This is a genomic window from Priestia sp. 3CA3 (assembly GCF_056836725.1).
This window is the reverse complement of the sequence record NZ_JBXENJ010000004.1, coordinates 344,485-357,872: the sequence shown is the minus strand read 5'-3', so window position 1 is coordinate 357,872 and position 13,388 is coordinate 344,485. Positions and strand designations below refer to the sequence as shown.

Annotated in this window: 14 protein-coding genes; all 14 read left to right on the top strand. The window is 41.7% G+C overall.

Annotation, left to right across the window (positions count from 1 at the left end; genetic code table 11):
- Window positions 1-3: 3 nt before the first annotated feature.
- The 14 genes from AC1VNJ_RS13685 (at window position 4) to AC1VNJ_RS13620 (ending at window position 13,388) form a co-directional block, all read left to right on the top strand.
- Window positions 4-1,062, top strand: coding sequence for a phosphotransferase family protein (locus tag AC1VNJ_RS13685; protein ID WP_482640910.1), 1,059 nt, complete (start codon window positions 4-6; stop codon window positions 1,060-1,062).
- Window positions 1,059-1,802 (top strand): 2-phosphosulfolactate phosphatase, encoded by a 744-nt coding sequence (locus AC1VNJ_RS13680; RefSeq protein WP_311264512.1) that lies wholly within the window; start codon window positions 1,059-1,061, stop codon window positions 1,800-1,802. Before AC1VNJ_RS13685 ends, AC1VNJ_RS13680 begins: the two co-directional genes overlap by 4 nt.
- Window positions 1,790-3,568, top strand: a complete 1,779-nt coding sequence (locus tag AC1VNJ_RS13675) for an acyl-CoA dehydrogenase family protein (RefSeq protein ID WP_325076844.1) — start codon at window positions 1,790-1,792, stop codon at window positions 3,566-3,568. Before AC1VNJ_RS13680 ends, AC1VNJ_RS13675 begins: the two co-directional genes overlap by 13 nt.
- A gap of 14 nt (window positions 3,569-3,582) precedes the next feature.
- Window positions 3,583-4,344: an SDR family NAD(P)-dependent oxidoreductase gene (locus tag AC1VNJ_RS13670; RefSeq protein WP_033579541.1), complete on the top strand. Its 762-nt coding sequence runs from the start codon at window positions 3,583-3,585 to the stop codon at window positions 4,342-4,344.
- Between the two features lie 29 nt (window positions 4,345-4,373).
- On the top strand, window positions 4,374-5,147 hold the full coding sequence (locus AC1VNJ_RS13665) for an enoyl-CoA hydratase/isomerase family protein (RefSeq protein ID WP_028413341.1): 774 nt from the start codon (window positions 4,374-4,376) through the stop codon (window positions 5,145-5,147).
- A 16-nt stretch (window positions 5,148-5,163) separates the two neighbouring features.
- Window positions 5,164-6,147 (top strand): quinone oxidoreductase family protein, encoded by a 984-nt coding sequence (locus tag AC1VNJ_RS13660; protein WP_033578982.1) that lies wholly within the window; start codon window positions 5,164-5,166, stop codon window positions 6,145-6,147.
- 193 nt (window positions 6,148-6,340) lie between these two features.
- Window positions 6,341-7,225 carry a pyridoxal 5'-phosphate synthase lyase subunit PdxS gene (gene pdxS, locus AC1VNJ_RS13655; RefSeq protein WP_482640909.1) on the top strand — a complete coding sequence of 295 codons (885 nt, stop codon included), beginning with the start codon at window positions 6,341-6,343 and terminating at the stop codon, window positions 7,223-7,225.
- A 37-nt stretch (window positions 7,226-7,262) separates the two neighbouring features.
- Window positions 7,263-7,511, top strand: coding sequence for a ferredoxin (locus AC1VNJ_RS13650; RefSeq protein WP_013057065.1), 249 nt, complete (start codon window positions 7,263-7,265; stop codon window positions 7,509-7,511).
- A gap of 214 nt (window positions 7,512-7,725) precedes the next feature.
- Window positions 7,726-8,055 (top strand): DUF3870 domain-containing protein, encoded by a 330-nt coding sequence (locus AC1VNJ_RS13645; RefSeq protein ID WP_013057066.1) that lies wholly within the window; start codon window positions 7,726-7,728, stop codon window positions 8,053-8,055.
- Window positions 8,056-8,234: 179 nt separating this feature from the next.
- Window positions 8,235-8,891, top strand: a complete 657-nt coding sequence (locus AC1VNJ_RS13640) for a CoA transferase subunit A (protein WP_028413338.1) — start codon at window positions 8,235-8,237, stop codon at window positions 8,889-8,891.
- Window position 8,892: 1 nt separating this feature from the next.
- On the top strand, window positions 8,893-9,555 hold the full coding sequence (locus AC1VNJ_RS13635) for a 3-oxoacid CoA-transferase subunit B (RefSeq protein ID WP_482640908.1): 663 nt from the start codon (window positions 8,893-8,895) through the stop codon (window positions 9,553-9,555).
- Window positions 9,555-10,736: a thiolase family protein gene (locus tag AC1VNJ_RS13630; RefSeq protein ID WP_221817446.1), complete on the top strand. Its 1,182-nt coding sequence runs from the start codon at window positions 9,555-9,557 to the stop codon at window positions 10,734-10,736. Before AC1VNJ_RS13635 ends, AC1VNJ_RS13630 begins: the two co-directional genes overlap by 1 nt.
- Window positions 10,724-12,109 (top strand): aminotransferase family protein, encoded by a 1,386-nt coding sequence (locus tag AC1VNJ_RS13625; RefSeq protein ID WP_154991339.1) that lies wholly within the window; start codon window positions 10,724-10,726, stop codon window positions 12,107-12,109. Before AC1VNJ_RS13630 ends, AC1VNJ_RS13625 begins: the two co-directional genes overlap by 13 nt.
- Complete coding sequence (locus AC1VNJ_RS13620) at window positions 12,093-13,388, top strand: aminotransferase class III-fold pyridoxal phosphate-dependent enzyme (RefSeq protein WP_482640907.1); 1,296 nt, start codon at window positions 12,093-12,095, stop codon at window positions 13,386-13,388. Before AC1VNJ_RS13625 ends, AC1VNJ_RS13620 begins: the two co-directional genes overlap by 17 nt.

Genomic DNA, 13,388 nt, shown 5'->3' with positions numbered 1-13,388 from the left:
AGAATGTCACAAATCATTCCTGTACGAAAAGGAGAGGAATTAAACACGGAAAAACTGCATCAGTTTCTCCGTGTTTCGATTCCTGATTTACCTAAAGAGCCTCTTTTAATCAAGCAATTTGGATCGGGTGCGTCCAATTTAACCTACGCTCTTTCAGTCGGAGAGTGGGAGGCGGTGTTGAGACGCCCGCCATTTGGGCCAGTTGCGCCAAAAGCGCATGACATGGAAAGAGAATACAAGATTTTATCTGTTTTATCGAAATCTTTCCCTCTCGCTCCTAGGCCTAATGTGTTTTGTGAAGATGAAACGGTGGTCGGGAAACCCTTTTTTTTAATGGAGCGAAAGCACGGTGTTCTCATCGACACAGCGTTTCCAGAAGAAGTGAAAGAAACGAGCCAACTTTGCCGTCGTATTTCAGAACAAATGGTAGATGTCCTTGTTCAGCTTCATGACGTTCCTTATAAAGGTACGCTCCTTGAAGAAATCAGCAAGCCTGAAGGTTTTTTAGAACGTCAAGTACACGGCTGGATTCATCGTTATGAAAAATCAAAAACAAGTGACATATCGGAAGTAGAAGCACTAAAGAAATGGTTGACCACACACATCCCCACTTCACAGCATTCAACCATTATTCACTATGATTATAAGCTTAACAATACGTTATTTTCACCGGATGGAAATAAAATTGTAGGATTATTTGACTGGGAAATGACAACCGTTGGAGACCCGCTTGCTGATTTGGGAGTGGCGATGAGCTATTGGATGGAAGACAGCGACCCTGAACTTTTAAAAAGAGGATTGGGGAACCCACCTGTTACTGTGCAAAAAAGCTTTTATTCCCGTCGAGATTTTGTGGAAGCGTATGCTAAAAAAAGCGGACGAGATGTGTCACACATTGACTTTTACCTGAAGTTTGCGTACTTCAAACTTGCTGTCATTTGTCAGCAAATTTATTACCGTTATAAAAAAGGCCAAACAAATGACAAACGGTTTTCACAATTTGGAGAGTATGTAAAAACGCTGATTATTCATGCTCTGCATACAGAACGCGGGCATATATGAAAAGAAAAGTTCACGTAATACTCAAAAAAGAAGAGCTTCTTGCCAAAAAGCTAGAAGGAAAAACGGTCGTTATATTTGACGTCTTATTGGCTACTTCAACAATTGCGGCTGCTTTACAACAAGGAGCAATAGAGGTTATTCCCGTAAAAAACGAAGAAGAAGCGCGCAATAAAGCAAAAACGTATAAGCCTGACGAAATTGCGCTTGTAGGCGAATATAGAGGGAAAACGATTGAAGGCTTTTTTGATCCAAGCCCCAGCACGATAAAGCAGCATGTTCAAGATAAAACGGTTATTTTATCCACCACTAATGGAACGGTGGCCATTCATAACGCTGAAAAAGCAAAACATGTCTATGCAGCTTCACTGTTAAACGGAGAAGCGGTTGCCAGTGCTGTTTGTCAACCAAGTCAAGATGAAACTGTTTTATTGGTTTGTTCAGGTTCATCCGATCGCTTCTGTCTAGAAGATTTATATGGAGCGGGGTACTTTATAAGCTGTCTTCTGCAACTAAAAACATTTTATTTAACGGATGCTGCAAAAGCCGCACTGCTTTTGTATAAGGCTTATGAGCATTCATCTATTGAAATATTGAAACACTCAGCCGTAGGAGAAATGCTCACTCAGTATGGCTTTCTAGACGAAATTGGCTTTGTAAGCCGGAAAAACGTCTATTCTGTAGTTCCTAAGGTAGTGAAGAAAAAGCTAGTAAACGGGGAGGAAATGATATGTCTGAAATGAAAACCGAAGCAAAAGGCGGATCATTTTTACTTAAAAAAACATCTGCGCAGCACGTCTATACACCTGAAGACTTAACGGATGAGCATCGTATGATCGCTCAGACAGCAAAGCAGTTTATTGAAAAAGAAGTCGACCCTTACCACAGTGACATTGAGCAGCAAGATTTTGATAAAGTAGTAGAATTGATGCACAAAGCAGGCGAACTCGGACTTCTTGCTCACAGTATTCCAGAAGCATATGGAGGACTAGGTCTTGATAAAGTAAGCAAAGGACTCGTCGGTGAAATCATCGGCCGGACAAGCGGATATGGAGTCGCTCATTCTAATCATACATGCATTGCGACACTTCCTATTACGTATTTTGGTACCAAAAAGCAAAAAGAAAAATACTTGCCCAAATTGGCAAGCGGTGAATATATTGGCGCCTACTGTTTGACAGAGCCAGAAGCTGGTTCTGATGCTCTTGCAGCCCAAACAAAAGCCGTATTAAATCCTGAAAAAACGCATTATGTATTAAATGGAATGAAGCAGTACATTACCAATGCTGCCTTTTCAGATACGTTCATCACATATGCAAAAGTAGACGGAGAACATTTTACCGCTTTTATTGTAGAAAAAGATTTTGAAGGACTGTCTCTCGGGCCAGAAGAAAAGAAAATGGGGATTAAAGGGTCGTCTACTCGCCCGGTTATTTATGAAGATTGTTTAGTACCCGTAGAAAACGTACTTGGACAAGTAGGAAGAGGTCACTTAATTGCGCTGAACGTCTTAAACCTTGGACGTTTTAACTTAGGTTCTGCATGTATGGGCGCAGCGAAATATGCGTTTGAACTTGCTTTAGGTTATACAAAAGAACGCAAGCAGTTTAAAACAGCTATTGCGGAATTTAACGCTTCAAAAGAAAAAATAGCAAAAATGGCGGCTCGTATTTTTGCATCTGAATCTATCCAGTACCGTACAGCTGGTTTACTAGAAGAGGCGCTTGGTGGACTATATGAAAGTGAAAATCATAAGTTAGTAGCTAAACAGCTGGCTGAATTTGCAATGGAATGTTCAGTGTGTAAAGTGTATGGATCGGAAACTCTTGATTTAATTGCCGATGAATCGCTGCAGCTTCATGGCGGAGCAGGATTTATTCAAGAATATAAAATTGAACAAGTATACCGTGACTCACGCATCAATCGTATTTTTGAAGGTACAAATGAAATCAACCGCCTTTTGCTTCCAACTCAGCTTCTAAAAAAAGCAGGCAAAGGAGAAATAGAGCTGAACAAACGAGTAGAACATGCCGTTAGTGAATTGATGAGCGGTCAGTGGGAAATATCTTCAAATGAACTTCTAGCACGAGAAAAGCAGGCTGTTATTACAACAAGACATTTATTTCTTGCATTGTTAGGAACAGCATTCCAAACGTTTCAGACAAATCTAGCGCAAGAACAAGAAACGCTGATGAAACTAGCAGAAATTGCTATTGGGCTATTCGCTATGGAGTCATCTGTGCTGCGCGTGGAAAAAGCTGTAACCAGAAATGGAGAAGAAAAAGAAACGTTAAAAAGCAAGCTCACAGCAACAGTTGTTAGTGAAACGCTCTTTGAAATTGAAAAGCAGGCTCGACAATTAATAAACGGGATGTTAACGGATGAAAAACACCGACAGTACCGCACAATTCTTGGAAAATGGATGAATGATTTGCAAAGTGAAGGAGAGTTCATGCGCAATCGAGACATCGCCCGTGAATTTATCGACAGCGGACGATATGTTGTATAAGGAGGGGGATTATGATGCGTTTTGAAGGGCAAATAGCTGTTATTACAGGAGCTGGAAGCGGCATTGGAGAAGCGACCGCTCAAAGAATGGCGAAAGAAGGCGCTCGCGTCATTCTTGTGGGGCGAACGAAAGAAAAACTAATACAGGCTGCATCCGCTATTGACACACGGTGTGAACGAAAATGTACAGATATTTTCCCAGCTGACGTAACGAAAGAAGAAGACGTCAAAGAGCTTGCTGAGTTTATAAAAGAAAAGTACGGACAAATTCATTTATTAATTAATAACGCAGGCGGATCTGTTAATTCCACAATCAAAGAAACAACGCTTGAACAGTGGAAACAGGTGCAGGACGTCAATTTAACAAGCGTATTTCTTGTAACAAAACATTTGATTCCTTTTTTAACTGAAGAAATAGCAGAAAATCGCTCTATTGTTAACATCGCTTCTCTTTCAGGACATAAAGCAGGTGCGCAAATTCCCCACTATAGCGCTGCTAAAGCTGCTTTAATCAACTTTACAAAAGCAATGGCATTTGAATTAGCACCTCACGGAATCAGAGTAAACTCTGTGTCTCCTGGATTCGTAGAAACACCTTTAACACAGCCTGGACTTGAAAATGAGCGCTTCACTAAGGCAATCGAAAAAAATACGGCTTTAAAACGTGTAGGTAAACCAGATGAAATTGCAAATGTTATTGCTTTTGCAGCGTCTAAAGAGGCATCGTATATGACGGGAAGTGATTTATTAGTAGACGGCGGGTGGCTTATCGTTTAATACAAAGCAAAGAGGAGGAAGTCGAAATTATGAGTGATTTAGTAGTAGAAAAGCAGGGGACTATTTTATCTTTAACGTTAAATCGACCGGATCGTTTAAATGCATTCAGTGAGGAAATGATTGAAAAGTTAACAGCTGAAATAAAACAGGCACAAAGCGATGAGTCTATTAAAGTGGTTATATTAAATGGAGCGGGGCGCTCGTTTTCTGCCGGAGGCGATGTAAAAACGATGGGTCAAGCATCGGGAGCTGATGTTTATGAACATATCGGCCGTTTAAATGAATGTATTTTAGCGATGCAAAATCTAGAGAAGCCAATTATTTCAGCAGTTCATGGGTTTGCAGCAGGAGCTGCTTTTAATTTAGCTCTCGCTTCTGACTTTATCATCGCATCACAAGAAAGCCGATTTGTATTAAGCTTTTCTCAAGTGGGATTGATTTCAGATGGAGGAGGTCTTTACTTTCTCACAAAGGTCGTTGGCCCCCACAAAGCTAAAGAACTGCTATTTTTAGCAGAGCCTCTGGATGCCGATACGGCTTACAAAGCCGGTTTTTTGAACCGTGTAGTGCCGTTAGATCAGTTGAAAGATGAGGTTACGTCTTTTGCAAGCCGTTTATCACAAGGGCCAACGAAAGCGTACGGAAAAATGAAAAAAATCGTCAACGATTCATTCCATTTAACGCTAGAACAAGTGCTTGAACAAGAAAGGCTAACGCAAGTTCTTATGGTAGAAACGAGGGATCATCAAGAAGGAATATCTGCATTTAAAGAAAAAAGAAAGCCACTATTTCAAGGGAAATAAGAGGGGGATATAAAAGATGAAAGCTATTCAATTCACGCAGTATGGAGGGCCTGATGTTCTGCAAGTTATTGATATTGCACGCCCTGTACCTAAAAAGAAAGATGTGCTCATTAAAGTTGCGGCAATTGGCGTTAATTATGCCGACGCTGCGCGCCGTGAAGGAGCATATGTAGTCGAAACGCCGCTGCCTTTTATTCCAGGCTCTGAAGTAGCAGGCGAAGTGGTTGAAGTAGGCGAGGATGTACAAGGGATAAAAGTAGGTACAAAAGTCGTGACACTGCTGGGATCTAATCGAGCAACAGGATACGCTGAGTACACGCTGGCAGATTCAAGAGGCCTTATTCCGTTGCCGGAGAATGTGGATTTAACACAGGCCGTTGCTTTGCCTCTTCAAGGACTAACGGCTTATCATATTTTAAAAACAATGGGTCGCCTTGAAAAAGGAGAAATCGTCATCGTTCATGCAGCAGCAGGCGGCGTCGGAACCCTAGCTGTTCAGCTTGCGAAAATTTTTGGAGCTGGAAAAGTTATTGCTACAGCGAGCTCTAAAGAAAAGCTTGAGCTTGCAAAAAATCTTGGAGCCGACGAAGTGATTAACTATACAGAAACAGGCTGGGAAAAACGGATTTTAGAAGTAACAGAAGGAAAAGGAGCCGATATTATTTTAGAAATGGTAGGAGGGCATATATTCTATGAATCTCTTCAATGTCTTGCACCATTTGGGCGCCTCGTTTTTTACGGAATGGCTAGCGGAAAATCTGTAAAGTTTAACCCTGCTCGCTTGATGGAAAAAAATCAGTCGGTTCTCGGCTTTTTCTTACCTCAAATGATGGCAAAACCAGCACTTTATCAGCAAAGCCTGCATGAGCTATTAAACTACGTGAATTCCGGTCAGTTAAAATTAATGCTGGGCGGTACATTTTCACTTGAAGAAGCAGCACATGTACATCGTCTGCTTCAAGGAAGAAAAACGACCGGAAAATTAGTGTTAGTTCCTTAACAAAACAGCTTCCGTCTCTAATAGGGATGGAAGCTGTTTTAGTTTAAAAAATTGGCTTTTGCCTGCCAAATTTTTAAAAACCGCTTAATAATTTGGCATAAAAATCAGTACTTTTCACTAATTTCTTCTATATTTTAACACTGGCATGGAAGTTGCATAATAAGTGTTTGAACATATAAAGGAGGAATTGAATATGGTGAGAAATGGAACGGACCGCGTGAAGCGGGGAATGGCAGAAATGCAAAAAGGCGGCGTTATCATGGACGTGATCAATGCAGAACAGGCAAAAATTGCAGAGGAAGCAGGCGCTGTTGCCGTTATGGCATTGGAGCGTGTTCCAGCTGATATTCGTGCAGCAGGCGGCGTTTCTCGTATGGCAGACCCAACAATTGTTGAAGAAGTGATGAACGCTGTATCCATTCCAGTTATGGCAAAAGCCCGAATCGGCCATATTGTTGAAGCACGCGTGCTAGACGCAATGGGTGTAGACTACATTGACGAAAGTGAAGTGCTGACTCCAGCGGATGAGGAATATCACCTTAACAAAAGTACATTTACGGTTCCATTTGTATGCGGATGCCGTGATTTAGGGGAAGCAGCAAGACGAATTGGTGAAGGTGCTTCGATGCTTCGTACAAAAGGCGAACCAGGAACAGGAAATATCGTGGAAGCAGTGCGTCATATGCGCCAAGTCAACGCTCAAGTACGTAAAGTGGTAGGCATGGATGAAGACGAGTTAATGACAGAAGCCAAACTATTAGGTGCCCCTTATGAGCTATTACTGCAAATTAAACGTGAAGGCCGCTTACCGGTTGTAAACTTTGCAGCAGGCGGCGTAGCAACACCCGCGGACGCAGCGTTAATGATGCAGCTTGGAGCAGACGGTGTGTTCGTTGGTTCAGGAATCTTTAAATCCGACAACCCTGAAAAATTTGCTCGAGCAATCGTTGAGGCAACAACCCATTATCAAGATTATGAACTCATTGCAAACTTGTCAAAAGGGCTAGGAAGTGCAATGAAAGGAATTGAAATTTCATCATTATTACCAGAAAATCGTATGCAAGAACGCGGCTGGTAATAAGTAATAACTTTTAAACTTAGTTAGGAGAATGATCATGGGGAAATATACAATAGTCGATAAAGAAACGTGTATTGCGTGCGGCGCATGCGGAGCTGCGGCACCTGATATTTATGATTATGATGATGAAGGAATTGCGTTCGTTATCCTTGATGATAATCAAGGCACTGTTGAAGTGCCCCAAGAGTTAGAAGACGATTTAATAGATGCGTTTGAAGGCTGTCCAACAGAGTCCATCCGTATAGCAGATGAAAAGTTTGATGGAGATTCGAATAAATTTCAATAAAGCCGAATAAATAAAAAAATAGAAAGTTTTTTTAAAAGAAAAGAAGGATTTTGTCTAGAAAAGGCGAAATATTAGTTGTGTAAGAACATATCTTTTTAAAAATGAAAGCACTTACATAACTAAAAGCATATGAGTTAGTCTCATTTGACCTTTCAGAATTATTAGTGTAAATGTGCGGAGTAATTAAATAGTTTTTAAAAGGAGATTAAGGGGCATGCAAATACTGAATACAGTCATTGTGACAGGATATGCAAAAGCTCCACAGGGAACTTCCATGTATGAAATGTATAAGCATGCGGGAATTGTACTAGAAGTGGATCTGACAGAGCATAAAATTGTAAATGCTGAGTTTACGTTTATTACGGAGCTGACGCAAAATTTTTTCCGGAAGCTGCTTATTGGTTACTGCCTTGCAGATGGAATTGAACCTCTTATTGAACGTATTCAAAATTATTATTTTGCTCCATCTCAACAGGCGATTATCGTAGCGCTTCAGGCTGCAATCCAACGTTACTGGGATAATGTGAATCAAAAAATTACATAGCGTTTGGTTAGAATAAAGTGAGAAGACAACCTCTTTTCATGGTTTTATTAAAACCAAGCAGACACACACGCTTTACAAAGAATGGGGGACGTCCCTGTTTCTTTGGGGAGTCATTGTGTCCTGCTTGGTTTTTTTCGTGTAAAGCGCTGTGAAATATAAAAAGAAAAGGAGGAAACAAAATGAACAAAATCATCACGCGCGAAGAAGCAGTAGGAAAAATAACTGATGGCGCACGCATTATGGTAGGTGGATTTGGTCTTGTAGGAAGCCCGCTTAGTCTAATTGAGGCGATTGCCAAATCAAACCTTAAAGATTTAGAGATTATTAGTAATAACCTCGGTGAACCTGGAAAAGGATTGGGTATATTGGTTCAAAGAAAACAAGTAAAAAAAGCTATAGGTTCGTATTTCACTTCCAATCCTGAAGTTGTGCATGCCTATCAACAACAAGAACTTCAAGTGGAGCTTATCCCGCAAGGAACAATGTCCGAGGCTATTAGAGCAGGAGGTGCGGGCATTGGAGGATTTTACACGCCTGTGAGCGTAGGGACTCAGCTCGCTGAAGGAAAAGAAGAACGAGTATTAAAAGGAAAGAAATATGTTTTGCAAGAATCGCTGCACGCAGATGTAGCGCTTATAAAAGCTAAAAAAGCAGACCGACTCGGAAATCTTATTTACAGCAAATCAGCAAGAAACTTTAATCCAATGATGGCAACGGCCGCTGATATCGTGATTGCTGAAGTAGAAGAAGTGGTTGAAGTTGGACAAATTTCTCCTGAAGAAATTATCACTCCTCATTTATACGTTACTTATATCGTAGTGAAAGGAGAAAAATAAGATGAACGTCAAACAATATATTGCTGGGCGCGCTGCAAAAGAGCTTTGTCACGGAGATGTAGTGAACTTAGGGATAGGGATTCCTACTTTGGTTGCTAATTATATTTCACCCGATGTTCACGTGTTTTTACATTCGGAAAACGGAATTCTCGGCGTTGGCCCTACTCCTGAAGAAGATTATATAGATCCAGAGCTTGTGAATGCTGGGAAGCTTCCCGTCACGGTCTTGGAAGGTGCCTCATTTTTTAACAGCGCCGATTCTTTTGCCATGATACGCGGAGGTCATGTGAATGTATCGATTCTTGGAGTGCTTCAAGTAGATGAAGCAGGGCGAATTGCGAACTGGGCTGTCCCTGGGAAAAGTGTTCTTGGCGTAGGAGGAGCAATGGATTTATTAGAAGGATCGAAAAAAGTGATTGTGACGACTCTTCATACGAATAGTCAAGGAGAGTCAAAGCTAGTTAGGAATTTAACCTATCCGCTTACTTCAGAGCGACGAGTCGATATGATTATTACGGAATTAGCTGTCTTTTCGGTAACCGATCTTGGTCTTGAACTTCTTGAAACAGCTCCGGGTGTTTCTTTAGAGGAAGTAAAACAAAAAACAGAGGCTTCTTTTCATGTTTCTACATTGTTTAGCAAAGACAATGAGGTGACGGCATAATGGCAGTGATTGTAAATGCATTTCGAACTCCTATTGGAAAGTTTGGCGGTTCGCTTGCAGATACGCTTCCAGAAGAACTAGTCTCTCTTGTGATGAAAAACAATTTGTCTTCAGCCGGATATACATCAGAGATTGTTGATGAAATTATTGTCGGACAAACGAAACAAAGCGCTCATGCTCCTAATATAGCGAGAGTAGCCGGGCTTAAAGCTCAATTCTCTGAACGTATTCCTGCTTATACCGTGCACCGCCAGTGCGGCTCAGGCATGCAGGCTGTGATGAATGGCGCTATGTCCATTTTATCAGGTCAAGCCGAAGCGGTATTAGCTGGAGGAGTGGAAAGCATGTCTCAAGCACCGCACTATACGGTAGGCACTCGTTTTGGTTTTCACGTTGGTGATTTAACACTCTATGACTCTAACACAGAAAGTCAGCCAAAATCACAGCCTGAAACGCTATACGGAACGTTTACAATGGGACAGACGGCAGAGTGGCTTGCTGAAAAGTATAGCATTAGCCGTACGGAGCAGGACGAGTTTGCTTTTTATAGTCAGGAAAAAGCTAGGCGGGCTATAGAACTTGATTTGTTCGAAGAAGAAATTATACCGGTTCCTGTAAAAGAAGGAATGAGGCATTTTGCAACAGATGAATTTCCTCGTCTTACTAGCAAAGAAAAGCTTGGTACGCTTAAGCCCGTTTTTCAAAGAAATGGAACGGTGACAGCCGGAAATTCATCCGGAAGAAACGATGGCGCTTCGATGCTGCTGATGATGTCGGAAGAAAAAGCTGAGCATCTCGGATTAACACCTATGGCAAAGATTGTGTCGTTTGCCGCAGCCGGCGTCTCTCCAAAGGAAATGGGAATTGGCCCCGTTTCTGCTTCGCAAATTGCTTTAACTAAAGCCGGTTTAAGCTTAAATGATATGGACTTAATTGAATTAAACGAAGCATTTGCCGCCCAAAGTATTGCTTGCTTAAGAGAATGGGACATCACATCAGAGAAAGTGAATGTAAACGGAGGAGCAATTGCGCTTGGACATCCTTTAGGCTGCTCCGGGGCAAGAATCATCACAACTCTGTGTCATGAGCTCCACAAGCAAAAAAGACGATACGGCCTTGCTACTATTTGCGTTGCAGGAGGATTAGGAATGGCGATGGTGGTGGAAAGATGGACGAAATAAAAAGAGATTATGTTTTTCATAGAGATTTAACAAAAAAGTACCCTATGATTACGCACGGTCAAGGAAGCTACTTAATAGATGAACAAGGAAAAAAGTATTTAGATGGCTGCTCCGGGGCCGTAGCGGCAAACTTAGGGCACGGCATTGTAAAAATAGCCGAGGCGATGGCTGATCAGGCTAAAAAAGCGGCGTTTGTTCATACATTACGTTTTGAAACAGATGTTTTGCATAAACTTGCAGGAAAAATCGGTAAAATGGCTCCACTCCATTTAAACAAAGTCTATTTTACATCAGGAGGATCAGAAGCCAATGAAAGTGCATTAAAATTAGCAAGGCAATATCACAGAGATGCCGGAAAGACGCAAAAACACATCGTAATCGGAAGGTGGCAGTCCTATCACGGAAATACGATAGGGGCACTATCAGCTGGAGGAGATGTAAAAAGACGATATCCTTACACACCTAATCTTTTACATTTTGCGCACGTTTATTCTCCTTATTGTCATCGCTGTCCGTATAATCGCAATCAAGAAGACTGCGTGGCAAATCAAAACTGGAGCTGCATCACCGATATTGAACGCACCATTTTAGAACTTGGTCCAGAAAATATTTCAGCTTTTATCGCAGAGCCGATTGTAGGAAGTCAGCAAGGAGCTGTCGTGCCTCCGCTTGACTATTTCAAAAAAGTACGTGAGCTCTGCAGCCGCTATGACATTCTTTTGATTGTTGATGAAGTGATGACAGGCTTTGGGAGAACAGGAACTGATTTTGCAGTGGAACAATTCGGAATCGAACCGGATATTCTAACGTTTGGTAAAGGAGTTTCAGCAGGGTACGCTCCTTTAGGAGGAATGGTTGTCCATGACCGTCTGATTCAAGGACTGTTAGAAAATAGCGGCGGAAAATTCCTTCACGGCTATACGTACAGTGGACATCCTGTTTCGATAGCGGCAGGACTTGCTGCTTTGGACATGTATGAAGAAGTAAATATCCTTCAAAATGTAGAAACTCAAGGTGCGTATTTAATGGAATGTTTAGTAGCGCTGCAGCGCAAGCATCCGTATATTTCAGATATTCGCGGCCGCGGACTTTTAATTGGATTAGAACTAATGAAAGACGCCAATCAACAGATATTTTTCGAGCCAGGCGAAGCAGCCAGCGAAAAGCTCAATGAAATTTGTATGGAGCTTGGAGGCGTATTTTATCCAGGGTCCGGATCTGTAGATGGACATAAAGGAGAACATATCATTATTAGTCCTCCTTTAAATATAACGAAATCAGAAGTTGATGAAATAGTGAGATTGCTAGATCATGCGTTTTCTATTTTTCATCAGCACATAAGAAAGGATGAGTCATATGAAAGTGCAAAATAAAACAAAAGAGCTTCAAATCAAAGGCAAAAAACATTTATCACCCGTGATGACAAGAGTAACAGAGCTTGTTATTGAAAAAGCGCACGGTGCGAAATTTTGGACAGCTGATGGCACGGAATACATTGATTTTGTATCAGGAGTAGCTGTCAATGCAGTAGGTCATACACATGAAAAGATGGTAGAAGCGATTAAAAAACAAGCAGATCAGCTGCTTCACCTCGGTTTAAATTACGGATACTATGAAACAGCTGTGAATTTGGCGGAAAAACTTGCGCAAATTACGCCAGGAAACTTAGATACGGTTTTCTTTTCAAACTCAGGCGCAGAAGCTATTGATGGAGCGCTTAAGTTAGCAAAAGCGGCCACTGGCAGACCAGCGATTATTGCTTTTGAAGGTTCTTTTCATGGCCGTACATTAGGAGCTACAGCTATTACGGCTTCAAGCTCCAAGTACCGAAGCTACTACGAGCCGATTTTGGGAGAAGTGTATCACGCGCCTTATCCGTATCCAAGTCAGCTTCCTAATATTGACGAGGAAGAAGCGGAAGCATATTGCTTAAATCAACTGCAAAAGCTGTTTGAACTGCGAGTGGATCCTTCACGCGTAGCGGCGATTGTTATTGAGCCAGTCATGGGCGAAGGAGGCTATTACCCTGCTCCTTCTAGCTTTTTACGCGCACTGAGAGACATAGCGAATGATTATGGCATTCTGCTTATCTTTGATGAAGTGCAAACGGGATTCGGGCGCACTGGAAAAATGTTTGCCGCAGAACATGCTGGAGTCACACCAGATATTTTAGTTTTAGCAAAAGCTCTTTCCGGTGGTATGCCACTAGGAGCGATTGTAGCAAGCCGAGAACTGCATGAGAAATGGCCAACAGCCGGACATGGTTCTACTTTTGGTGGAAATCCAGTATCGTGCGCAGCTGCTTTAGCTAACATTTCAATCATTGAAGAAGAAAAGCTTGTAGAGCGCAGTGAAAAAGTAGGTGCCGATATTGTGAAACGTCTTCAGCATTCTATCGGACATTTACCGGCTATTAAAGAGGTTAGAGGAATTGGCATGATGATTGGCATTGAATTTCATGTTGAAACAGCAGCTGCTTATGTTCCTGCCATTAAATCAAAAGCGCTGGAAAGAAGACTGCTTATCATGAACTGTGGAGTCAAAGGGCAAACCATTCGCTTAATGCTGCCGCTGAATATTGATAAAGACGTGCTGAATCAAGGGCTGTCTTTATTAGAAGAAGTCATCACAGAAGCAGTTTCAATTAATTAG

What these genes read in the sequence shown, in the direction of transcription:
- AC1VNJ_RS13675 (WP_325076844.1), top strand. Translation starts at nt 1,790, where the DNA reads ATGTCTGAAATGAAAACCGAAGCAAAAGGCGGATCATTTTTACTTAAA.
- AC1VNJ_RS13670 (WP_033579541.1), top strand. Translation starts at nt 3,583, where the DNA reads ATGCGTTTTGAAGGGCAAATAGCTGTTATTACAGGAGCTGGAAGCGGC.
- AC1VNJ_RS13635 (WP_482640908.1), top strand. Translation starts at nt 8,893, where the DNA reads ATGAACGTCAAACAATATATTGCTGGGCGCGCTGCAAAAGAGCTTTGT.
- AC1VNJ_RS13665 (WP_028413341.1), top strand. Translation starts at nt 4,374, where the DNA reads ATGAGTGATTTAGTAGTAGAAAAGCAGGGGACTATTTTATCTTTAACG.
- AC1VNJ_RS13685 (WP_482640910.1), top strand. Translation starts at nt 4, where the DNA reads ATGTCACAAATCATTCCTGTACGAAAAGGAGAGGAATTAAACACGGAA.
- AC1VNJ_RS13645 (WP_013057066.1), top strand. Translation starts at nt 7,726, where the DNA reads ATGCAAATACTGAATACAGTCATTGTGACAGGATATGCAAAAGCTCCA.
- AC1VNJ_RS13630 (WP_221817446.1), top strand. Translation starts at nt 9,555, where the DNA reads ATGGCAGTGATTGTAAATGCATTTCGAACTCCTATTGGAAAGTTTGGC.
- AC1VNJ_RS13660 (WP_033578982.1), top strand. Translation starts at nt 5,164, where the DNA reads ATGAAAGCTATTCAATTCACGCAGTATGGAGGGCCTGATGTTCTGCAA.
- AC1VNJ_RS13640 (WP_028413338.1), top strand. Translation starts at nt 8,235, where the DNA reads ATGAACAAAATCATCACGCGCGAAGAAGCAGTAGGAAAAATAACTGAT.
- AC1VNJ_RS13650 (WP_013057065.1), top strand. Translation starts at nt 7,263, where the DNA reads ATGGGGAAATATACAATAGTCGATAAAGAAACGTGTATTGCGTGCGGC.
- AC1VNJ_RS13620 (WP_482640907.1), top strand. Translation starts at nt 12,093, where the DNA reads ATGAAAGTGCAAAATAAAACAAAAGAGCTTCAAATCAAAGGCAAAAAA.
- AC1VNJ_RS13680 (WP_311264512.1), top strand. Translation starts at nt 1,059, where the DNA reads ATGAAAAGAAAAGTTCACGTAATACTCAAAAAAGAAGAGCTTCTTGCC.
- pdxS (WP_482640909.1), top strand. Translation starts at nt 6,341, where the DNA reads ATGGTGAGAAATGGAACGGACCGCGTGAAGCGGGGAATGGCAGAAATG.
- AC1VNJ_RS13625 (WP_154991339.1), top strand. Translation starts at nt 10,724, where the DNA reads ATGGACGAAATAAAAAGAGATTATGTTTTTCATAGAGATTTAACAAAA.